21 protein-coding genes are annotated in these 21,066 nt (G+C 60.7%); 5 read left to right on the top strand and 16 right to left on the bottom strand.

Features of this window, described 5'->3' with window-relative positions; translation table 11 throughout:
* The first annotated feature begins 1 nt into the window (after position 1).
* Positions 2-850, top strand: a complete 849-nt coding sequence (locus AB4Z25_RS24230) for an IclR family transcriptional regulator (RefSeq protein ID WP_442209666.1) — start codon at positions 2-4, stop codon at positions 848-850.
* A 30-nt stretch (positions 851-880) separates the two neighbouring features.
* Here AB4Z25_RS24230 and AB4Z25_RS24225 read toward each other — a convergent pair whose 3' ends face one another.
* The 7 genes from AB4Z25_RS24225 to AB4Z25_RS24195 form a co-directional block, all read right to left on the bottom strand.
* On the bottom strand, positions 881-1,708 hold the full coding sequence (locus tag AB4Z25_RS24225; RefSeq protein ID WP_442209580.1) for a shikimate dehydrogenase family protein: 828 nt from the start codon (positions 1,706-1,708) through the stop codon (positions 881-883).
* The gene (locus AB4Z25_RS24220; RefSeq protein ID WP_442209579.1) at positions 1,705-2,790 is read right to left on the bottom strand and encodes a Gfo/Idh/MocA family protein; all 1,086 of its coding nucleotides are present in this window, start codon (positions 2,788-2,790) and stop codon (positions 1,705-1,707) included. Before AB4Z25_RS24220 ends, AB4Z25_RS24225 begins: the two co-directional genes overlap by 4 nt.
* A gap of 11 nt (positions 2,791-2,801) precedes the next feature.
* On the bottom strand, positions 2,802-3,530 hold the full coding sequence (locus AB4Z25_RS24215; RefSeq protein ID WP_112390091.1) for an amino acid ABC transporter ATP-binding protein: 729 nt from the start codon (positions 3,528-3,530) through the stop codon (positions 2,802-2,804).
* Positions 3,531-3,585: 55 nt separating this feature from the next.
* Complete coding sequence (locus tag AB4Z25_RS24210; RefSeq protein ID WP_442209577.1) at positions 3,586-4,230, bottom strand: amino acid ABC transporter permease; 645 nt, start codon at positions 4,228-4,230, stop codon at positions 3,586-3,588.
* A gap of 9 nt (positions 4,231-4,239) precedes the next feature.
* Positions 4,240-4,908: an amino acid ABC transporter permease gene (locus AB4Z25_RS24205; RefSeq protein ID WP_112390032.1), complete on the bottom strand. Its 669-nt coding sequence runs from the start codon at positions 4,906-4,908 to the stop codon at positions 4,240-4,242.
* Positions 4,905-5,354 carry a type II 3-dehydroquinate dehydratase gene (aroQ, locus tag AB4Z25_RS24200; protein ID WP_112599079.1) on the bottom strand — a complete coding sequence of 150 codons (450 nt, stop codon included), beginning with the start codon at positions 5,352-5,354 and terminating at the stop codon, positions 4,905-4,907. The genes AB4Z25_RS24205 and aroQ overlap by 4 nt, the downstream gene beginning before the upstream one ends.
* 96 nt (positions 5,355-5,450) lie before the next feature.
* Entirely contained in the window at positions 5,451-6,281 is an 831-nt protein-coding gene (locus AB4Z25_RS24195; RefSeq protein WP_442209574.1) for a transporter substrate-binding domain-containing protein, read from the bottom strand.
* Between the two features lie 242 nt (positions 6,282-6,523).
* Between AB4Z25_RS24195 and AB4Z25_RS24190 the strand changes: the two genes are divergently transcribed.
* Complete coding sequence (locus AB4Z25_RS24190; protein WP_442209572.1) at positions 6,524-8,410, top strand: bifunctional sugar phosphate isomerase/epimerase/4-hydroxyphenylpyruvate dioxygenase family protein; 1,887 nt, start codon at positions 6,524-6,526, stop codon at positions 8,408-8,410.
* A 9-nt stretch (positions 8,411-8,419) separates the two neighbouring features.
* Here AB4Z25_RS24190 and AB4Z25_RS24185 read toward each other — a convergent pair whose 3' ends face one another.
* The gene (locus tag AB4Z25_RS24185) at positions 8,420-9,094 is read right to left on the bottom strand and encodes a GntR family transcriptional regulator (protein ID WP_112390029.1); all 675 of its coding nucleotides are present in this window, start codon (positions 9,092-9,094) and stop codon (positions 8,420-8,422) included.
* A 39-nt stretch (positions 9,095-9,133) separates the two neighbouring features.
* Positions 9,134-9,820 carry a GntR family transcriptional regulator gene (locus AB4Z25_RS24180; RefSeq protein WP_112390028.1) on the bottom strand — a complete coding sequence of 229 codons (687 nt, stop codon included), beginning with the start codon at positions 9,818-9,820 and terminating at the stop codon, positions 9,134-9,136.
* Between the two features lie 367 nt (positions 9,821-10,187).
* Between AB4Z25_RS24180 and AB4Z25_RS24175 the strand changes: the two genes are divergently transcribed.
* Positions 10,188-11,228 carry an isopenicillin N synthase family dioxygenase gene (locus AB4Z25_RS24175; protein WP_442209570.1) on the top strand — a complete coding sequence of 347 codons (1,041 nt, stop codon included), beginning with the start codon at positions 10,188-10,190 and terminating at the stop codon, positions 11,226-11,228.
* Positions 11,229-11,265: 37 nt separating this feature from the next.
* On the opposite strand, the gene AB4Z25_RS24170 is transcribed toward AB4Z25_RS24175, so the two are convergent.
* Positions 11,266-11,571, bottom strand: a complete 306-nt coding sequence (locus AB4Z25_RS24170) for a hypothetical protein (protein WP_112390022.1) — start codon at positions 11,569-11,571, stop codon at positions 11,266-11,268.
* A gap of 196 nt (positions 11,572-11,767) precedes the next feature.
* Here AB4Z25_RS24170 and AB4Z25_RS24165 point away from each other — a divergent pair, with 196 nt between their 5' ends.
* Positions 11,768-12,115 carry a RidA family protein gene (locus tag AB4Z25_RS24165; protein ID WP_112599014.1) on the top strand — a complete coding sequence of 116 codons (348 nt, stop codon included), beginning with the start codon at positions 11,768-11,770 and terminating at the stop codon, positions 12,113-12,115.
* A 50-nt stretch (positions 12,116-12,165) separates the two neighbouring features.
* Here AB4Z25_RS24165 and AB4Z25_RS24160 read toward each other — a convergent pair whose 3' ends face one another.
* The 4 genes from AB4Z25_RS24160 to AB4Z25_RS24145 all read right to left on the bottom strand — a co-directional run bounded on the left by AB4Z25_RS24160 (position 12,166) and on the right by AB4Z25_RS24145 (position 17,874).
* Entirely contained in the window at positions 12,166-14,232 is a 2,067-nt protein-coding gene (locus AB4Z25_RS24160; RefSeq protein ID WP_442209567.1) for an ATP-binding protein, read from the bottom strand.
* Positions 14,210-15,718, bottom strand: a complete 1,509-nt coding sequence (locus AB4Z25_RS24155; RefSeq protein ID WP_112390019.1) for an ATPase domain-containing protein — start codon at positions 15,716-15,718, stop codon at positions 14,210-14,212. Before AB4Z25_RS24155 ends, AB4Z25_RS24160 begins: the two co-directional genes overlap by 23 nt.
* 192 nt (positions 15,719-15,910) lie before the next feature.
* On the bottom strand, positions 15,911-16,804 hold the full coding sequence (gene yghU / locus AB4Z25_RS24150) for a glutathione-dependent disulfide-bond oxidoreductase (protein WP_442209565.1): 894 nt from the start codon (positions 16,802-16,804) through the stop codon (positions 15,911-15,913).
* 236 nt (positions 16,805-17,040) lie between these two features.
* Complete coding sequence (locus AB4Z25_RS24145) at positions 17,041-17,874, bottom strand: alpha/beta fold hydrolase (protein WP_442209664.1); 834 nt, start codon at positions 17,872-17,874, stop codon at positions 17,041-17,043.
* Between the two features lie 273 nt (positions 17,875-18,147).
* On the opposite strand from AB4Z25_RS24145, the gene AB4Z25_RS24140 reads away from it, so the two are divergent.
* Entirely contained in the window at positions 18,148-18,576 is a 429-nt protein-coding gene (locus AB4Z25_RS24140; RefSeq protein ID WP_442209563.1) for a MarR family winged helix-turn-helix transcriptional regulator, read from the top strand.
* A gap of 93 nt (positions 18,577-18,669) precedes the next feature.
* On the opposite strand, the gene AB4Z25_RS24135 is transcribed toward AB4Z25_RS24140, so the two are convergent.
* Together AB4Z25_RS24135 and AB4Z25_RS24130 are read right to left on the bottom strand one after the other, a co-directional pair.
* Positions 18,670-20,055, bottom strand: coding sequence for an LLM class flavin-dependent oxidoreductase (locus AB4Z25_RS24135; protein WP_442209561.1), 1,386 nt, complete (start codon positions 20,053-20,055; stop codon positions 18,670-18,672).
* A gap of 32 nt (positions 20,056-20,087) precedes the next feature.
* Entirely contained in the window at positions 20,088-21,065 is a 978-nt protein-coding gene (locus tag AB4Z25_RS24130) for an ABC transporter permease (RefSeq protein WP_442209560.1), read from the bottom strand.
* Position 21,066: the final 1 nt, after the last annotated feature.

The following is a 21,066-nucleotide window of genomic DNA, read 5'->3' as shown; positions in this document are numbered from 1 at the left end:
TATGAAGGAAGTTTCCAAACGTCCCGGGCGCAAGCCCACCCGCGAAGTCCTGCCGGTGACCCGCACCTTGGACCGTGGGCTCTTCCTGCTGCAAATTCTCGCCAAGGCACCCGGCCTCAGCCTCTCGGAACTATCGCGCGAGCTCGATATGTCGCCAAGCACCGTGTCGCGGCTGCTCGCGACCCTGTCAGAGCGCGGTTTCGTCGCCCAGGAGAATGGGGCCTTTAAGATAGGCCTCGCAGCCTTCGAAGTCGGTCTGGCTTTCTCGAAGCACATGCGCCTCGATCAGGTGGCCGGCCCGATTGCCCAGAGACTGGTTCACGAGATCGGCGACACGGTGAGCCTCTGCATTCTTGAGGGCAGGGAGGTCATCTATATCGACCAGTACGAGGGGCGCGGTACCGCCAGAACGGTGATGCGGATCGGTTCGCGGCAACCGCTTTATTGCACGGCAGCGGGCAAGGTCATGCTCGCATGGCTCTGGGAGGAGCGCGTCCGTGACCTCTTGGGCGATGGTGAGCTCGTTCGCTATACGCAGCACACGCTGACCACCACCGACCAGGTTCTGCACGAGCTGGAGACGGTGCGAAAGCGCGGCTATGCGACAGATCTGCAGGAGTTGGAGAACGGCGTCTGCTGTGTTGCGGCCCCCATTCGCGGCCGGTCAGGCGATGTCGTCGGCGCGATTTCCGCCTCGGCGGTGGAACTGCGGATGACGCCCGAGCGCATCGCGTTTCTGGGACCGGAGCTTTCCAAGGTCGCAACCGATATCTCCCATCGGCTGGGCTGGCGCTCTCCCGATCAGGGCAATCGCGGCCATTCCGAATTCAACGACGTTTTCAGCGACTGAGGGCAGCTCGCCCCGTTCTCGATCTCATGGTCAAATCCGCGCGACGGCACGCAACTCTTCGGCGGTCGTGACGGGAAAGCCGAAGAATTCGAGATAGGCCGGAATCTGCTCGAAGAGCATGTCGGTGCCGACCTGGAATTTGCAGCCTCTGTCGCGCGCGGCGTCAAGGAACGGCGTGATCTCGGCTTTCATCACGACTTCGCCGACGAAGGTTTCCGGCGAAAGACGCGAGACATCGACGGGCAGCGGATCGCCCTTGCGCATGCCAAGCGGCGTCGCGTTGACGACGATGTCGAAACCATCGGGATCATTCGATCCTGACGTTACCGCCGTTTGCGGATAGTGTGCGTTCAGCCGGGCGTTCAAACCATTCAACGCTGTCTCATTGGCGTCGTGAAGCGCAATTTGCTTCACACCCGCGGCGGCAAGGGACGCGGCAATCGCCGATCCGACGCCGCCGGTACCGACGATAAGAACCTTGGTGCCCTTGACCCGCTGGCCCTTGCGGACCAACCCGCGGACGAAACCTTCGCCATCGAACATGTCGCCGATCAGCTGACCCTCCGCGCCGAGTTTCACCGCATTGCAGGATCCGGCCACCTTCGCATTTGTCGAGATCTCGTCGAGCAGGTCCATCGTCGTGGTCTTGTGCGGCATGGTGACGAGGGCGCCATGGATATTGGAGAGGCGGAAGACCAGCTTCAGAAAATCGGGATAGTCCTGCGCCTTGCAGCCCATCGGCACGACGACGGCATCGATGCCGTGCTTGTCGAAATAGGGATTGTAAATCAGCGGCGCCTTGAAGGTTTCCGTGGGGTAGCCGAGATGGGCAATCAATCGGGTCGTGCCGCTGATCATGACAACCGTTCCTTCTCGCGCCGTGCATCGGCCTTGAGGTGAACGGTCATCCCTGAACGCGCCGATGCCTTGATCGCTTCGATGACGCGCAGTGTCTCCAGACCTTCCCGTCCGCTGACGAGTGGATTGGCGTTGCCACAGATGACGTCGCAGAAGTGATTGAGCTGAGCGGCAAGCGGCTCGACGGCATCGAAGGGCAGGCGCTCCTTGACGAGGCGTTCCAGCCAGTTCGCGGCCCCGGCGTTTGTCCAGAGCGTCATTTGCGGAATGGAGAGCGAGCCGGCGGTGCCGCCGATCTGATAGCATATCTGATCCTGCCGGGGATAAGACGGGTTTTCGCCTGACGTCATTTCCCAACTCCAGGGCGATGCTGCAGCGTCCGACGCATTGAACGTCGCGAGGACGCCGCTTTCGAAGCGCATCACCACGACAGCCGTGTCTTCGACCGGATACCCACGTGCCGAACTTGACTGCATGGCGTGCACGCTTTCGACATTCCCGAAGAAGTGCCGGAAGAGATCGACGTCGTGGATCATGTTGATGAGGATCGGGCCGCCGCCTTCTTCGCGCCGCCACTGAACGGTGAAGTAGTCCTCTGGCTTGGCAACCCAAAAGGTACCCTGCGCCGTCAGCACCTTGCCGAGCCGTCCCGTCTCCAGAGCGGCTTTGACGGCTTGAACCATGGGGTTATGGCGGCGGTGATGACCGACGAGGATCGGCACACCTGCGGCCTCCGCCGAGGTGACGATGATTTCGGCGCCGACGGCATCGTCGGCGATAGGCTTTTCGATGAGAGCCGGCAGTCCCGCGTGAACCGCTTCAAGGGTATTTGCGACATGCAACTGGTTCGGCGTCGCGATGACGACTCCGTCGAGCGAGCCGCCTGCGAGCGCTGCGGCAAGCGAGGGGAACCATGGCGCCTTCTTCCCTGCCGCATATTCCCGGGCTGCATCCGTCGGATCGATGATTGCGGCAAGTGCCGTGCGCCGTTCGGCGCCGATCGCCTCGATATGGCGCTTGCCGATCAGGCCCGCGCCCATGACCGCGATTTTCAGGGATGCCGTCTGCTGGTGGGTCGCCATTGCACTCGAACCTAGTTACGCAGGATTTCGCCAAGAAACTGGCGGGTGCGCTCGTGGCGCGGATTGGTGAAGAACTCTGCCGGGTGCGCCTCCTCGACGATCGCGCCGCTGGCCATGAAGATGACCCGGTCGGCGACCTGCCGCGCGAAGCCCATTTCATGGGTCACGCAGATCATCGTCATGCCCTCTTCGGCGAGACTGATCATCGTATCGAGCACTTCCTTGACCATTTCCGGGTCAAGCGCCGAGGTTGGCTCGTCGAACAGCATCACCTTCGGGCGCATGCACAGCGCCCGGGCGATCGCCACGCGCTGCTGCTGGCCGCCGGAAAGCTGGACCGGATATTTGTTGGCCTGCTCGAGGATCTTCACTCTGGCAAGCAGCGAGCGGGCGCGCTCCTCGGCTTCGGCCTTTCCGGCGCCAAGTGCCCGCATCGGTGCCAGCATGCAGTTTTCGAGCACTGTCAGATGCGGGAAGAGATTGAACTGCTGGAAAACCATGCCGACTTCACGGCGGATCGCATCGATCGCCTTGGCCTGGTTGCCAAGCAGGATGCCGCCAACGCGGATCTCGCCTTTTTCGTAGCTCTCCAGATGGTTGATGCAGCGGATCAAGGTCGATTTGCCGCTGCCCGACGGGCCGCAGAGCACGATCCGCTCGCCGGTGCGTACCGACATGTTGATGTCGTGCAGCGCCTGGAATGCGCCGTACCATTTCTCCACGTGGCTCATGGTGATCATGGTTTCGGTCGATGATGTGGAAAGGCTGGTCATGGTCTGGTTCCCATCGTGGCGGTCAGCGGGCGGCAGAGGCGGCGAAGCGCCGTTCAAGCCGTGTACCAAGGATCGTCAGCGGGCAGCACATCAGGAAATACAGCGCGCCGACGATGCCGAAGACGGTCAGCGGCTCAAAGATCTGGTTGGAGATCATGTTGCCGGCGCGGGTGAGCTCGGTGAAACCGACGATCGAGGCGAGCGACGTTCCCTTGATCAGCTGTACGAGGAAGCCGATGGTGGCGGGGAGCGAGATACGGATCGCCTGCGGCAGGATCACGTCCTTCATCCGCGACATATATTTGAGGCTGAGGGCCTTTGCCGCCTCGGTCTGGCCGCGCGGTACGGCATCGATGGAGCCGCGCCAGATTTCGCCGAGATAGGCACTGGCATGGAGCGTCAGGCCGATGGCGACGGCGAGCCAGGCGTCGAGCTTCAGTCCGATCAGGGCGAGGCCGTAATAGACGACGAAAAGCTGCATCAGCAGGGGGGTGCCCTGAAAAACGGCGATATAACCGGCCGTCGCCCGTTCCAGCAGTGGGATCTGCGACGTGCGCGCCAGCGCTACGCCGAGCCCGGCGATGCCGCCGCAGACAAAGCCGATGACCGAAAGAAGAACGGTCCATTTCAGGCCGATCAGGAGGAAGACGAATTCTTCTCTGCCCATGGTTGCCTCCTACTTGACCGGATAGGTGAAATAGCGGGCCGAAAACAGCGCGAAGAGGCGCATCATCAGCCAGGAGATGACGAGGTAGAAAAGCGTCACCGTGAAATAGACCTCGAAGCTTCGGAAGCTGTCCGACTCGATGCGCTGGGCGACGGATGTCAGTTCATAGGCCGAGATCGCCGAAACGATGCTGGTCGAGAGCGTCAGCAGCACGAACTGGCTGGTCAGCGACGGGAAAATCGCCCGCAATGCCGGCTTCAGGATGATCAGACGGAAGACCTGTGCCTTATGCAGGCCAAGCGCCAGCCCGGCCTCCATCTGGCCCTTGGGCACCGATTGCACGCCGCCCCTGATGATCTCGATCGCGTAGGCGCCGCCATTGATGCCGAGCGCAATGATCGCCGTCGGCGTCGGATCGAGCCGGATGCCGGCAAGCGGCAGGGCGAAATAGAGGAAGAAGATCTGCACCAGAAACGGCGTGTTGCGGATCAGTTCGACAAAGCCAATGATCAGCCAGCGGACCGGCTTCAGCGGGGAATCCCTCAGCGCCACGCCGCCGATGCCGATGACGATTGCGAGCAGCATGCCGCAGATCGCCAGGAGAAAGGTGCCGAGGCAGCCAAGCAGCAAGCTTGGGAGCCCATCGATGACAGGCGTAAAATCCAGCTGGTAGTTCATGTTTTCGCCGCTCCCACCATGCCTGCCATAGCCTCGATGGCGAGTTCGTAGCCGCGGGCGCCGAAGCCGATCATGATGGCGGTGGCGATGCGCGACACGAGGGACTTGTGGTAGATCTCTTCGCGGGCATGGACATTGGAAATATGCAGCTCGATCTTCGGCGGATCGAAGGTTTTCAAGGCGTCGAGAAGTGCGATCGAGGTGAATGTATAGGCGGCCGGATTGATGATGATGCCGCAGGCTTCCTTGCGGGCCTGGTGGATGCTTTCCACCAGCTCACCTTCGAAATTGGTCTGGCGGAAATCGACCTCGAAACCCAGGCTCGTTGCCTTGGAGAGGCACATCTGCCGGATATCGGCGAGCGTTGTTGAGCCGTAAATGCTGGGCTCGCGTTCACCGAGCAGGTTCAGGTTCGGTCCGTTGAGGACGAAGATGGTCTTGGTCATGTCGCGCATCTCAAACGGGATAGATTTCGGGCGCAGGGCCGGATTGGCGGGCATCGCGATGCCCGCCTCGGGTTTGGATAGTTGCGAGCTTTTGGCTCAGTTGACGGCGAACGGAATGCCTTCGAGCTTCTCCGGGAATTCCGGTACCGGCACCTTCATCCACTTGTCGTAGATTTTCTTCAGCTCGCCATTGGCCTTGATCTTGTCGACGAAGGCGTTGATCGAGGCGTTGATTTCCTTCTCGCCAAGGCGGGTGCAGGCGCCGTTGTAGAGCTTCTGGAATTCAAGCTTGTTCTCGAATTCGCCCGGGCGGGCCTTCTCGACGCGATCCATGTAGAAAATGTTGCCGCCGAGGGCCTGTATCTGGCCGGAGACCAGCGCCTGTACGCTCGGTGCATCGCCGTCGAAGCGGCGGATGGTTGCCGTCGTCGGGGCGTTCTTGGTCACCTGCGTGTCCTGTGCAGCGCCTTTGGCTACGCCGATCGTCAGGTTCGCCATGTCGTCGTTGGTTTTGATCGACATCGTTTTCGGCGCGATCAGAACGATGGCATTGGCGACATAAGGCTTGGAGAACTGGACGGCCTTGGCGCGGTCCGGCAGCATTGCCATGGTGGCGAACAGCACATCGACGCGGCCGGTCGTCAGGGCAGGAATGCGGTTATTGACCTCGAGCGGCACGAATTCGACCTCGACGCCGAGTTCCTTTGCATAGAGCGTGGCGATGTCGGCGTCGAGACCATCCTGCTTGCCGGCGCTGGTGACGAAGCCCCAGGGCGGATTGTCGCCCTGAATGCCGACGATAAGCTTTCCGCGCGCCTTGATTTCGTCCGGTGTGATGGCGGCTGCCGGGCTTGCAAGCCCAATCGCGGTCACGAGAGCCGCGGCTCCCAGCATCGCATTACGGCGTGTCAGCATCGATTTGAACATGTGTTTCCTCCTCCGTTTGCCGGCCGTCCGACTGCAGCAGTCATCCTCTCCCCGACCGTATGCCGCCATAATTGCCAGAGGTGCGATTTCAAATCAACCTATTTTTCAAGAAACCTATGATGATTCATAATTCACCAACTGAATTGAAATCTTCACGACATTCTGCATAATGCCTATAGCCGATTTCCGAGGAGACCTGCGTGGCCGCCCATCCGGCGGCACAGCATGAAAGGATTCCAGATATGAAGACCTCGATTGCCACGGTGAGCATCAGCGGCGAGTTGCCCGAAAAGCTCGAGGCCATCGCCAAGGCCGGTTTCGACGGCGTGGAGATTTTTGAGAACGACTTTCTGGCCTATGACAACAGTCCCGCCGAGGTCGGCCGCATGGCGAGAGACCTCGGTCTGGAGATCACGCTGTTTCAGCCTTTCCGCGACTTCGAGGGCATGCCGGAGCCACTGCGCGTCCGGACATTCGATCGCGCCGAGCGCAAGTTCGATGTGATGCAGGAACTCGGAACCGACCTCGTGCTCGTCTGCTCCAACGTGTCGTCGGTAGCCCTTGGCGGCATCGACCGTGCCGCCGCCGATTTTCATGAGCTCGGAGAACGCGCGGCGCGAAGGGGGCTGAAGGTTGGCTACGAGGCACTGGCCTGGGGCCGCTTCATCAACGACCATCGCGACGCCTGGGAAATCGTGCGCCGCGCCAATCATCCCAATATCGGGTTGATCCTGGACAGCTTCCACTCGCTGTCGCGCAAGATCGATGTCAATTCGATCCGTTCCATCCCGCCGGAAAAGATATTCATCGTCCAGCTCGCCGATGCACCGCTGATCGACATGGATCTGCTCTATTGGAGCCGTCATTTCCGCAACATGCCGGGAGAGGGCGATCTGCCGGTCTCGGCCTTTGCCGAGGCGGTCGCCGCAACCGGCTATGATGGCTATTTTTCGCTGGAGATTTTCAACGACCAGTTCCGTGGCGGTTCGACGCGCGAAATCGCGGCCGATGGCCACCGCTCGCTGATCTATCTCGGCGATCAGGTCAGCCGGAGCACCAAGACAGCAATCGGGGCGGCCATGCCACCGCGTGCCCCTGCCGAGGGGATCGGTTTCATCGAGTTCGCGACCGACGAGGACGAGGCGGGCGAACTTGAAGACCTCCTTAAGGCGCTTGGGTTCCGCAAGGCGGGCGTGCATCGCTCCAAGAGGGTCAGCCTTTACCAGCAGGGCGCGATCCGCATTCTTGTGAATGTCGATCCGGCCGGCTTTGCCAACGCGGCCTACGCTGTGCATGGCACTTTTGCTTACGCGATGGCACTGGTTGTTGATGATGCCGACGCGGCCTACCGGCGGGCGCTGGCGCTGGATGCCGAGCCTTTCCGTCAGACCGTTGCCGAAGGCGAGCTGGAAATCCCCGCCATTCGCGGTGTCGGTGGCGGGCTGATCTATCTGATCGACGGCAAGAGCCCGCTCGGCCATTTTTCGGAAATCGACTTCGAACCGGTGGAAGGCGATGGCAATGCGGATGCAGGGCTTCTCGACGTCGATCACATTGCACAGACCGTTTCCTACGATGAGATGCTGACCTGGATGCTGTTCTACACCTCGATCTTCGAGACCCGGAAAACGCCGATGGTTGATATCATCGATCCCGGCGGCGTGGTGCGAAGCCAGGTCATCGAAAATGCCAGCGGATCGCTTCGCATCACCATGAACGGCGCTGAAAATCGCAGAACGCTTGCCGGTCACTTCATCGCGGAGAAATTCGGCTCAGGCATCCAGCATCTGGCCTTCTCGACAGCCGATATCTTCGCCACCGCCAAAGCGCTGCGCGAAAAGAGTTTCAAAGCCTTGCACATCTCGCCCAACTATTACGATGACGTCGAGGCCCGCTTCGGGCTCGATCCCGATCTCAGCGAACGGCTGAAGGCAGAAAACATCCTTTATGATCGCGACGACGAGGGTGAGTATTTCCAGCTCTACAGCGGGACCTACGGGGAGGGGTTCTTCTTCGAGATCGTCGAGCGCCGTGGCTATCGCGGCTACGGCGCGCCGAACGCGATCTTCCGGATTGCGGCGCTGAAGAAGCAGATGCGGCCGGACGGCATCCCGAAGGACGCCTTCTGAATGCCATCGCTAGGCGATGCGGCCGCTTTTCACCACATGTTCGACGCCGCTCAATATGTGGCGGCGGATGACGGCGCGGGCACCCTCGACGTCCCGCTTCAGCGCGAGTTCAAAGAGGAGCCTGTGATCGTCGACAACCGCTTTGCCGCGAAAACTCTGCGCCAACATATGATAGCGCAGGAAACGGTCGAAGACGGAGGACAGCGTCTCCATCAGCGTCGCCGAATTACAGGCGGAGACGATCGCCTGATGAAACTCCCAATCGTAGCGGACCCAGTCGATCGTGCGCGAGGCGTCGCCGGCAAGCAGCCTCTTTTCGGCGGCCGCAAGCTTGTGGTGCGCGGCAACGATGCGCCCTTCCCATTCGAGATTCCCTGCGGCAAATGACAGGCCGATGGCATGGGTCTCCAGCACAGTGCGGAGATCGGCGAGTTCCTCCAACTCCTTGAGCGAGGCAGGGCTGACTTCGAAGCCGCGCTGGCCTTCGGCTAGCACCAGGTTTTCGGTGGTGAGGCGGCTCAGGATCTCGCGCAGCGACGACACACTGATCGAATAGTGCTCCTTGGCCTGCTCCAGCTTGATCTTCGCACCCGGCGCCAATGTCCCGGAGATGATATCCTGACGAATTTGCCGGGAGACGACGTCGCTGACAGTCTCGGAATGTTCACCGGTCACTTTGAGCATTGATTCCTCTACGTCCCGCACCATCGTGCGTGGAATACATTATCCTGCCGATAGGCGAATGGTCGCCAGCGAACCCTTGCTCAACGCATGCTCGACGCCCTGCTGAATATGCCGCTGCAATATTCTCTTTGCCGTCGTGATGTCACGCTGAAGAGCGGCCTCCAGCAGTTGCTTGTGCTCTTCTTCCGCAACGCCGCCGCGATAGGACAATGCCACCATCTGATATCGCAGATATTTGTCGAACACCGCCGAATGCGTTTCCATCAGCAGGCGCGATCCGCAGGCCGAGATCAGAGCCTGGTGAAACTCCCAGTCGTAGCGCTTCCAGTCTTCCGCCCTGCTGGTATCGCCCGAGGCCATCACCTCTTCCATGCGCGCCAGCTTGTAATGGGCCGAGACCAGCCGCGCTTCCCATTCGACATCGCCCTGTTCGAAGGCCTGCTCCAGCGCATGTTCCTCGAGAAGCAGACGCAGCGCTGCGGTCTCTCTCAAGTCGGCGACCGAAACACGCGCGACTTCGAAGCCGCGCTGCCCCTCGGCAACGACGAGGCCTTCTGACGTCAGGCGGTTCAGAATCTCTCTCAGTGTGCTGACGCTGGTTTGGTAGGCGATTCTCAGATTTTCAAGCTTGAGCTTCTGCCCCGGCGAAAGCCGCCCGAAAATGATATCCGCCCTTATTTGCCGGTAGCCGCTCTCTGCGACGGTCTCGTTTGAGATTTCGTTCAACGACCATTACCTCTGATATTCCTATTTCCTTCATATATAACGGAATAAGTATGCCGTATTCAACAAGCGAAAATGCGATTGGCGGCCGTTCTGCGGGTGCTGAACCCTGCTCTCCGGATCTGTATGGCATGGCAGGCGTCTTGACGAATCTCGCAGCGATGTTCTGCGGCAGCCTTGCCGTGCTGTTCCACTGGCGGCAACGGCCACCCGTAGTATGGCACGCGCTGCCGGTGATTTGTTCTTCCGTCCCGTCATGACGGGCAACGGTTTTTCAATCTGAACCGCGACCTTGAACGGATCTGTGTTTCAGTCCGCTCGATCGTCTCTATGCTGGGCCCATCGATGCCTGCAGGAGACGAGGATTTTCATGACGGCCCTGAACGACGCCAACCCATCCGGCAGTGCGCTGCCCGTGCTTGATATCTCGCGGTTTCATGGCCGGGAACGCGAGGCTTTCGTCGCAGAGCTCCGCCATGTGCTTCATGATCATGGTTTCTTCTATCTCACCGGGCACGGGGTCGAGCAGGCCTTCATCGACGATGTCATTGCCGCGTCCAAAAGGTTCTTCGCGCTTCCAATGGACGAGAAGCTGAAGATCGAGATGATCAAGTCACCGCATTTTAGGGGATACAATCGCGCCGGGCAGGAACGCACGCGCGGAGAACAGGATTGGCGCGAGCAGCTCGACATCAACACCGAAGGCACGGCTGCGAAGATCGGTCCCGGCACGCCGCCATGGAAATGGCTCCAGGGCCCGAACCAGTGGCCGGAAGCCCTTCCTGAACTGAAACCGCTTCTTCTCGCCTATCAGGCTGAAGTGACAAGGATCGGCATCGATATTCTGAAGGCCATCGCTGTTGCGCTCGACCAGCCGGAAGATGTGTTCGCCGGTATCTACGATCCGCAGCCGTCGCAGCTTCTGAAGATCATCCGGTATCCGGGCCGGGATGTCGCCGAGACCGATCAAGGCGTCGGGGCACACAAGGATGGCGGCTTCGTCACCGTTCTTCTCCAGGACAAGACGCCCGGCCTGCGCGTCCGCACAGAAGCCGGCGAGTGGATCAGCGCGCCGCCGGTTCCCGGCACCTTCGTCATCAACACGGGCGAACTCCTTGAACTGGCGACAAACGGTTTCGTCCGTGCAGACGTTCACGACGTCGTCGCACCGCCTCCAGGCGTCGAGCGGTTTTCGGTGGCGTTCTTCCTGGGCTCGCGTCCCGATGCGACGATACCGGTGATCGAGCTTCCAGATGCGCTTCGCAGCAGTGAGCGTGGCGTGACCTCGGATCCGCTGAACCCGATCTTTCGAGAAGTGGGGATCAACCAGCTGAAAAGCCGCCTGCGATCTCATCCTGATGTCGCTCATGCCCATCATGCCGATCTGGCGAAATCAATTCTCGGATCATAGCCCGGCCCGAAGCCGGGCTGGCAACACTTCCAGTTTCCTAGATGCCGGAACCATCGAGGTTCTGATGGTCGTCGCCCGCCCAGGGCGCCGGCATTGAGCTGCGTCCAAGATTTGCGGAAGGCATCGGCATCCAGCACTTCAATTCCGGTTCGGCATATTCGATGATCTGCCCGGGCGAGGAATCCGACGCGCGCCAGCCTTCGCCGCCAAACTGATCGCCATTCGACCAATAGGCGAGATCGACTTCCGCCGATCCCTGCTCGGACGGACGGATCGTCACCAGAATCCGGCTGCCGTCTCTCGGCGCACTTGCCATCTGGCGCCAGCGGTCCAACTCTTCCACCGTTTTCTCCTCCTGCCTTGATACGCTTGTAAATGTCGTCCCGACATCGGGAACGGTCAACTTAAACTTTCAGCAAAACCGGCGAACCGATGCCAACTTCCAGGGATAGGCCGCGCGCCCCAGAAGATGCTGGCCTTTTCGTATTTCAGGCGCTAGCGCTGTGGCTCAGACGAGATCGAGCATGAAAGGGCATTGAATGATCGAGAGAATTGGCTTGGCGGCGCGTTGGAGCGACGCAGTGGTCGTCGGAAACCTGATCTTCCTCGCCGGCCATACGGCTGAAACCACCCGTGGCCAGCCGGTGCGGCTGCAGACCGAGGATGTTCTGGCCAGCCTCGACGATACGCTGGCGCAGGCGGGCGTCAGCAAGGAAAATCTCGTCAGCGTCACCATCTATCTCTCAGACATTTCAGGATTTGACGAGATGAATGCGGCTTGGGATGCGTGGGTTCCAGCGGGACATGCGCCGGCTCGTGCAACGGTCGAGGCCAGGCTGGCTTCGCCTGACCTCTTCGTTGAAATGACGGCGATCGCGGCGAAGTAATCGTCCCGTCAGTCTCGCAAATCAGACGCGCGATCAGCGGGCGCTCGCGATCAGCGGGCGCTGAAGGCGACCTTGGCGATCTCATTGGCCAGCTGGTCCTGTGTGTAGGGCTTTCCAAGCCTTGCGACATCGAGATCGACCCCTGGGGGAAGCTCGGCATAGCCGGACGCAATGAGAATCGGCAGGGCCGGCGCGATGGCGCGCACGGCTCTCGCCAGGTCGCCGCCGGTCATGCCGGGCATGGAATAGTCGGTGATGACAAGATCGAAGGCCGATCCGTCACCGAAAAATTCCAGCGCCTCCGTTCCGGAATGGGCTTCGACGACGTCATGCCCGAGATCCATCAGCATGTCGGCAGAGCTCATCGCGATGAGAAGGTCGTCGTCGACAAGCAATATCCGCTTCGGCCCTGAAGCATTGCCGGCGGCCTGTGGCGGGATGACGATCAATTCCGGCTGTGCAGCGCTGGAGATCGATACAGGTATCCACAACTCGGCCGTCGTGCCCTTGCGAACTTCGCTGGTCAGTTTGAGGTCGCCCTTCAGCTGCGATGCAAGGCCATGGATCATCGACAGGCCGAGACCGGTTCCCTTGCCGAGCTCCTTGGTCGAGAAGAACGGCTCGATCGCCTTTTTCAGCGTCTCCTCGTCCATTCCGTGCCCCTGGTCGGCGACGGAAAGGATGACATAGCTGCCAGCCGCTAGTTCTGCCGTCCCGGATATCTGCTCGGATTGTCTGAGTTCGATACGAATGGTGCCGCCGTCAGGCATCGCGTCACGGGCATTGACGGCGAGATTGAGCAGCGCCAGTTCGACCTGGTTTGCGTCTGCGGAGACGAGGGGAAGATTATCCGGCACCACGGTCTCGACAACGATAGTCGATCCGACGGAGCGCTTGAGAAGGTCTTCCATGCCAAACACCAGCGCCCGCATATCGACCGGGTCGATGCGAAGATCCTGCCGCCTGGAAAAGGCCAGCAGACGCTGAGTCAGCGACGCGCCTCTCCTGGCGCCTTGCTGGGCGCCGTCGATCAGGCGCAGCGCCTTGGCATCGTCTCCCGCAAGTTTGCGCAGAAGTTCAAGATTGCCGAGAACTGCCATGAGAAGATTGTTGAAATCATGCGCGACCCCGCCGGTCAGCTGGCCGATCGCCTCCATCTTTTGAGCCTGCCGCAACTGTTCTTCGGCGCGCTCACGCTGGCTCACCTCTGCCATGACGACCGCGTGCGCCTGTTCTAGCTCGCGGGTGCGCTCGGCGACCCGCTCTTCTAGCAGCTCGTTCAGCTGCCGCTGGTGTTCCTCCGCTTTGAGGCGGTCGGTAATGTCAGCCGAAACGCCGACAAGTTTGATCGCCTTGCCCCACCGGTCCTTGTAGAGCTGCGCCCGGATTTCGGCCCAATGCACCGATCCGTCTTTCCAGATCGTCCGGTACTCGATCGAATAATCCGCTCCGCTTTCGATCGTCGCCCGGACGGCGGTCTGCATCCGGCCGACATCCTCTGGGTGAATGATAGCGAGCAGATCGGTATACGAAAACGCATCGTCCGGGCTGCGTCCGAAAATCGCTTTGCAGGTCGCCGAAGTTGTCAGCTCATTGGTGGTGAGATCGAGCTCCCAGGCGCCGAGCCGGCCGGCGCCGAGCGCGGTCTGCAGGCGGCGCTCACCCTCATCGAGAGCCTCGATACGCGACCGTGCCTCATATTGCCGCCGGCGCCCGCGCATGGCGGAACGCGCCACGCTGATGAAGGTGGTTGCATGGAACGGGCGCTCAACGAAGCTGACATTTCCGAGCACTTCCGAGAGCCGGGCGGCAGCCGGATTACGTTCGGGGCCACCACCGCGATTGGTGAGGATGATGAAGGGAAGGTCGGACCAGCTCGGCTGCACTTCGATCCATGCGGAAACGGCCCGCAGATCGGCCGAACGAAATGCTTCCTCGGTGATAACGGCAAAGGCGACAGCGTCGCCAAGGTTGGCGGCAAAGGACGGCAGATCGGACACGATCCTTGCCTTGATGCCTGCCTCCTGCAGGAGAGACGCTGCAATTTTCGAATCCCGGCCGACTGGAGCGTAGATCAGGCCGATGGTATCGCTGTTAGGAATCGGTGCCGTCCTCATCTGACAATGGAAGGAGCGGCTGTCTTTCTCCAACGAAATTCGGGACGCCGCGCAGCACGCCCTGGAACCCCGAGAGCGGTTCGCCAAGCGACAGTCCGGCATTGGAAATTCGAAATTCGCGGATGGTATCCTCGTGCGGTCCGGTTCGCTTCTTGATGACGGAGACCGCGCGGCGCACCTTGCCCAAGGCTTCGAAATACCGGAGCAGGATGACGCTGTCGGCGAGATAGGTGACATCGACGGGCGACTTCATGTCGCCGACAAGACCGTGCTGGGCGACGGTCAGGAACGTATTGGCGCCTTGCCGGTTCAGATATTGAAGCAGCTCATGCATGTGCAGAATGAGAGCGTTTTCCTCCGGCATCGCGGCCTGATAGCCGTTGATGCTGTCGATAATGACCGTTTTTGCGTCATAGCTTGCAACTCTGTCTCTGACACGCTGCGTAAACTCTCCCGGGGAAAGTTCGGCCGCATCCAGCTGCTCGATATGGATAGACCCATCGTCGCGCATCTTTTCAAGATCGATGCCCATCGACTTCGTACGTGCGAAGAGGAGTCCCAGCTCTTCATCGAAAATAAAGATCGCGGCCCTCTCGCCCCGCTGCACCGCCGCATTGACGAATTGCAGGGTAAACAGGCTTTTGCCGGTACCGGCCGGGCCGATCAGCAAGGTGCTGGATCCTCGCTCGATGCCGCCGCCCAGAAGACGATCGAATTCGCGCAGCCCGCTGGAGAGGGTGGTCCGCTCGAACCCGGTCTTGTGCTCGACAGCGCGCAGGCGCGGGAAGACCGCGACACCGCCGGTTTTGATGACGAAGTCGTGGTAGCCGCCGCGGAACGACTGGCCGCGGTACTTGATGACTCTGAGGCGGCGGCGCTCCGATCCATAGTTAGGCGCCAGCTGCTCAAGATGGATGACGCCGTGGACGACGCTGTGCACGGTCTTGTCGAGGCTATCGGACGTCATGTCGTCGAGCAGCAGGACGGTCGCATCCGATCGCGAGAAAAAGTGCTTCAGCGCCAGAATCTGCCGGCGGTAGCGGAGCGAACTCTGCGCCAGCAGGCGGATTTCCGACAGGCTGTCGATGACGACACGCTGCGGCTTGATCCGCTCGAAGGCCTCGAAGATCAGCTTGGTCGTTTCTCCAAGTTCCAGGTCCGACGAATAGAGCAGGCTCTGCTGCTGGTCGGCGTCGAGCAGACTTTCCGGCGGCACGAGTTCGAAGATCTCGACCCGCGAGTCGATCTCCATACCGTGCGACCTGGCGCAATCACGAAGCTCCTCATCGGTTTCGGAAAGGCTGATGTAGAGACAACGCTCGCCGAGTGCGGCACCCTCGAGAAGGAACTGCAGCGCGATCGTCGTTTTCCCCGTGCCGGGAGATCCTTCGAGCAGAAATACATGTTTGCGGGTAAACCCGCCGGCAAGCACATCGTCGAGGCCCTGGACGCCAGTCTCTGCCTTGCTCATCAATACCTTATCCATGCTTCCTCCGAATTCGCTAAAATACTTAGGGCGGATAGCACATGGAAACAAGGCGGTAGCCGCGCACGAAACCGGGTGTCATCGAGGCGCAGGCGCTACTGATTTCGGGCAGCACTAGCGGGTGCCGCGAGCGTCGAGACGTTTGGCTGGCCGCCGCATGCCCGTTTCAGGGCTGCGGCGGCCAGCGTCCGTTTACTTGGCGATCTTGTCCTGGGTCTTGGTCTCGAAGTCCGACGCATCGTGCCGCTCGTGCAGCTGTTCGGACGGGTCGCCATGGACGCGGTTGACCATCCGGCCGCGCTTTACGGCGGGGCGTTCGGCGATCTCCTGCGTCCAGCGCTGCAGATGCTTATAGCTTGCGACGTCGAGGAACTCGCCGGCCTCGCCATAGGCCTTGCCCTGCGCAAGATTGCCGTACCACGGCCAGATCGCCATGTCGGCGATCGAATATTCGTCGCCAGCCATGTATTTGTTATCGGCGAGCTGACGGTCGAGCACATCAAGCTGGCGTTTGACCTCCATCGAGAAGCGGTCGATGGCATATTTGATGTGGATCGGTGCATAGGCATAGAAGTGACCGAAGCCGCCGCCGAGATAGGGCGCCGAGGCCATCTGCCAGAAGAGCCAGTTCATGGTCTCCGTCTGCGCCTTGTGATCCTCCGGAAGGAAGGCGCCGAACTTCTTCGCCAGATAGAGCAGGATCGATCCGCTCTCGAATACGCGGGTCGGCTCTGGCGTCGAATGGTCGAAAAGAGCAGGGATCTTCGAGTTCGGATTGACGTCGACAAAGCCGGAGCCGAACTGGTCGCCATCACCGATCCTGATCAGCCAGGCATCGTATTCCGCGCCTTCGTGGCCGAGCGCCAGCAATTCCTCGAGCATGATGGTGACTTTGACGCCGTTCGGCGTGGCGAGCGAATAGAGCTGCAGCGGATGCTTGCCGACAGGCAGAACCTTGTCATGGGTTGGCCCGGCAATCGGCCGGTTGATATTGGCGAACTGGCCGCCATTACCCTTGTCCCAAGTCCAAACCTTAGGGACTTCGTATCCTGCCGGAAAATTATCGGCGGGGTTCTTCTCTGCCATTTTATCGGTCCTTTTCAATCGGCGCATTCTGGTTCGGCTTGAGAACCTAACGACAAATGTCACGCTTTCAACTGCTTCACAGCGGATATTGCTGCAAAGCGGCAAATGGGCGCTGGCGAAGAGAACAGGAGAGGGAAGGGCGTCCGTGCAGCCCTGCCTGGGCGACCATGCAGCGGCACCATTCGCGCGACGGAAGATGTGCCCGCAGGGCGGGCACATCGGTTTTCATCTGAAACTCAGGCCGTGAAGAAAGCCAGGAGGTCGGCGTTGATCACGTCGGCATGGGTGGTTGCCATGCCGTGTGGCAATCCCTTGTAGACCTTCAGCTCGCCCTTCTTCAGGAGCTTGGCCGAAAGCAAGGCGGAATCGGCGATCGGCACGATCTGGTCGTCGTCTCCATGCATGACAAGGACGGGTACGTCGATCGTCTTGAGGTCGTCGGTGAAGTCGGTCTCGGAGAATGCCTTGATGCAATCGTAATGGGCCTTAGCGCCGCCCATCATCCCCTGGCGCCACCAATTGTCGATGACCCCTTCGGAAACCTTCGCGCCCGGCCGGTTGAAGCCATAGAAGGGACCGGCAGGAATATCGTGGAAGAACTGCGCGCGGTTGGCGACCAGCGCGGCGCGGAAGCCGTCGAACACCTCGATCGGCAGGCCGCCCGGGTTCTTGTCCGATTTCAGCATGATCGGAGGAACGGCGCCGAGCAGCGCCGCCTTGGCAACGCGGCCGCCACCGCCATGCTTGGCGACATAGCGCGCAACCTCGCCGCCACCCGTCGAATGGCCGACATGGATAGCATCTTTCAGATCGAGATGCTTGGCGAGCTCGGCGACGTCGGATGCATAGGTGTCCATATCGTTGCCGGTCGCCGTCTGGCTGGAGCGGCCGTGACCCCGGCGGTCATGGGCGATGACACGGTAGCCCTTGTCGAGGAAGAACAGCATCTGGGCATCCCAGTCGTCTGCACTCAGCGGCCATCCATGGTGGAAGACGACCGGCTGGCCCTTGCCCCAGTCCTTGTAGAAGATCTGCGTACCGTCCTTGGTGGTGAAGGTATTGCTGCTCATCGTATCGTTCTCCTTTGGCGATTGCTTGGTCTTGGCTTCTGCGTTTTGGGCAAGCGGAATGGCGGCCGCGGCGGCGAGGCCCAATCCGGCGGCCATCACGCCGCGGCGGGTTGTGTCAAACTGGCTCATCTCGGATCTCCGTGTTATATGTTTCGCAATATTTATTATCGCGATAAATAAAAGCTAGCGCCTCATTCCGCGCTTGTCCAGAGAAATAATTATCGCGATAATATTTTTTGCGGTATATGGAGCGAAGACGACTGGAGATTGCCTATGCCACTGCCTCTCGATAACCAGCTTTGCTTTTCGCTCTATGCCACCAGCATCGCCATCAACCGCACCTACAAGCCGATGCTCGACGCCATGGGCATCACCTATCCTCAGTATCTGGTGCTGAATGCGCTGGGCGAGGATGACGGCATGACGATCGGCGGCATCGCCGAGCGTCTTTCATTGGAATCGAGCACTGTTACGCCACCGGTCAAGCGAATGGAGCAGGCTGGCCTTGTCGCGCGGCGCCGGAGCAAGGAAGACGAACGGCAAGTCCATGTCTGGCTGACCGATGCCGGAAAGGCTCTGCTGCAGCAGAGTAATTGTCTTGGCGAGACGCTGCTGGCGCGTTCAGGCCTATCGATGGAAGGCATTGGAGCGCTGAATGAGGACGTAAAGCGGCTTCGCGCCGCGCTGACGAGCGAAGAATAGCGGCATCGAGAACAGCTGGGGCTTGAGCCGCCTACGCAATGCGAGGCAGCCCAAGCGCGTCTCGACAACTGTTTGTCGTCACGGTGGCCGGCGCTACTCCGCCGCCAGCCGCGCGCCGGTCCGCCGGTAGTTTGCGCCCGGATGCGGGGCGACGAGCCTCGGCCCCTTGCCCCCCAGTTTTTCGCGAAGCGTGCCCTTGCGGTACTCGTTCTTGTAGACGCCGCGCCGCTGAAGCTCGGGGACGAGAAGATCGACGGCATCCTCGAAACTCTCGGGGGTCACCGCGTAGGCGAGGTTGAAACCGTCAACGTCGGTATCCTCGACCCATTCCTGCATCAGGTCGGCGACCGTCGATGGCGAGCCGACGAAGACGGGACCGAAGCCGCCGATGCCGACCCAGTCGGCCATCTCGCGCACTGTCCACTCCTTGTTTGGATCGATGGTGGTGAAGGTCTCGACTGCTGACTGCACCGCGTTCGTATGGCGATGGCGCAGGACTTCGTCCGGGCCGAACTGGCCGAAATCGATGCCGGTCCATCCCGAGATCAGGGTAAGGGCGCCTTCGAGCGAGGCATACTTCCGGTATTCGTTGAACTTGCGTTGTGCCTCCGCGTCTGTCTCGCCGAGGATCACGGTCTGCAGGTTGAAGGCGAGAATCTCGCGCGGATTGCGTCCGGCACGTTCGGCCGCTTCGCGGACATTCGCGACATAGCGCTTCAGGACAGGCTTAGAGGGGGCAGCAACGAAGATGCATTCAGCGTGCGCACCGGCAAAGTCCTTGCCCCGGCTGGAAGCGCCCGCTTGGTAGAGAACCGGCGTGCGTTGCGGCGATGGCTCGCTAAGATGGATTCCGGGCACCGTGAAATGCTTGCCGGCATGATTGATCGGATGGACCTTTTCGGGATGGGTGAAAATACCGGCATCCCTGTCGCGCACCACGGCGTCATCTTCCCAGCTCCCCTCCCAAAGCTTGTAGCAAACGTCGAGATATTCATCGGCGAGATCATAACGGTCGTCGTGGTTCGTCTGCGCCGGCTGGCCGATATTCAGCGCGCCGCTGTTAAGATAGGAGGTGACTATGTTCCAGCCGACCCGGCCCTTCGTCAGGTGGTCGAGCGTCGAGATCCGGCGGGCAAATGTGTAGGGGTGCTCGAACGACAGCGAGGCCGTCAGGCCGAAACCCAGATGCTCGGTGGCGTAGGCCATGGTTGGAATGATCTGCAGCGGATCGTTGACCGGAACCTGTGCGGAATGGCGAAGGGCTGCATCGACATTGCCGTTCAGCACGTCGTAGACGCCGAGCACATCAGCAATGAACAACCCGTCGAATTTGCCGCGCTCCAGGGTCTTTGCCAGATGCACCCAGTAATCGAGATCCTTGTAGTTGGAGGATTTGTCGCGCGGATGCCGCCAGAGACCTGGCGACTGATGTCCGACGCAGTTCATATCGAAGGCGTTCAGCCTGATTTCACGTGTCATGCGATTGTTCCTGAAGCGGCGGCCGATCGATGTCAGGCCGCGGCGGTTTTCCGGTTGATGAAGCTGAAGGCCAGCACCGCAAAGATCAGCGTTCCTGTCGCGACCTGCTGCCAGTAGAAATTGAGGCCGGTCAGAAGCAGGCCGTTGGCGACGACGCTGAGAAGCAGGACGCCAAGGACGGTGCCGGGAATGTTGGGGCGGCCGAGCGGCGAAAGCGTCGTGCCGATGAACGTTGCGCCGATGGCATTCAGAAGAAAGGCGTTGCCCGAGGAGGGGATGTAGACGGTGACCGTCGCCGTCAGCACCAGCCCGGCGATTGCGGCGATGATGCCTGCCAGGATGAAGGTTGCACCGACGGGTATGCCAAGGTTGATGCCGGAATAGCGAACCACGCTTGGCTGGATGCCGATCGACAGCACCACGCGCCCGAAACGCGTCCAGGCCAGGATCGCGGCCGATGCGGCGATGACAGCTGCGGCGATCACCAGCGGCACCGGTACGCCGGCGATCGTCCCGTGCCCGAGAAACCGGAACGCATCAGGGATCCCCGATGGTGGCAGATAGACTGGATTGCCGCCGTTGGTCAGCAGCTGCTGGATGCTGCGGCCGATGAACAGGGTGCCGAGCGTGGCGAGGAAAGGTGCCACGCCGATGACGGAAACCAGTACCGCATTCACAGCGCCGACGAGTGCGCCCGCGGCGAGTCCGGCAAGGGCGGCCAGCGACACAGGCTCGCCAGCGAGCACGAGGGAGACGAAGGCGAAGCTTGCGAAATCGACCGCCGTGCCGACCGAAAGATCTATACCCCCGGCCGTGACGGCGAATGTCATGGCGATCGAGACGATCGCCAGCAGCGTGAAGTTATTGACCAGGATGCTCTGCAAGTTGCCGACGGTCAGAAATGCCGGCGCGAGGATCGAGAACAGCGCGAAGACCCCGACCAGAGCCGCGATCAGTCCATAGCGGGCAAGGCCGGCGATCGACCCCTCGGCGAGTTTCAAACCGGACATA

It is taken from the genome of Rhizobium sp. RAF36 (assembly GCF_052114105.1).
In the GTDB taxonomy this organism is placed as follows: Bacteria; Pseudomonadota; Alphaproteobacteria; order Rhizobiales; family Rhizobiaceae; genus Rhizobium.
Note: the sequence above shows the minus strand (reverse complement) of the source record. Positions and strands in the feature narration are given on the sequence as shown.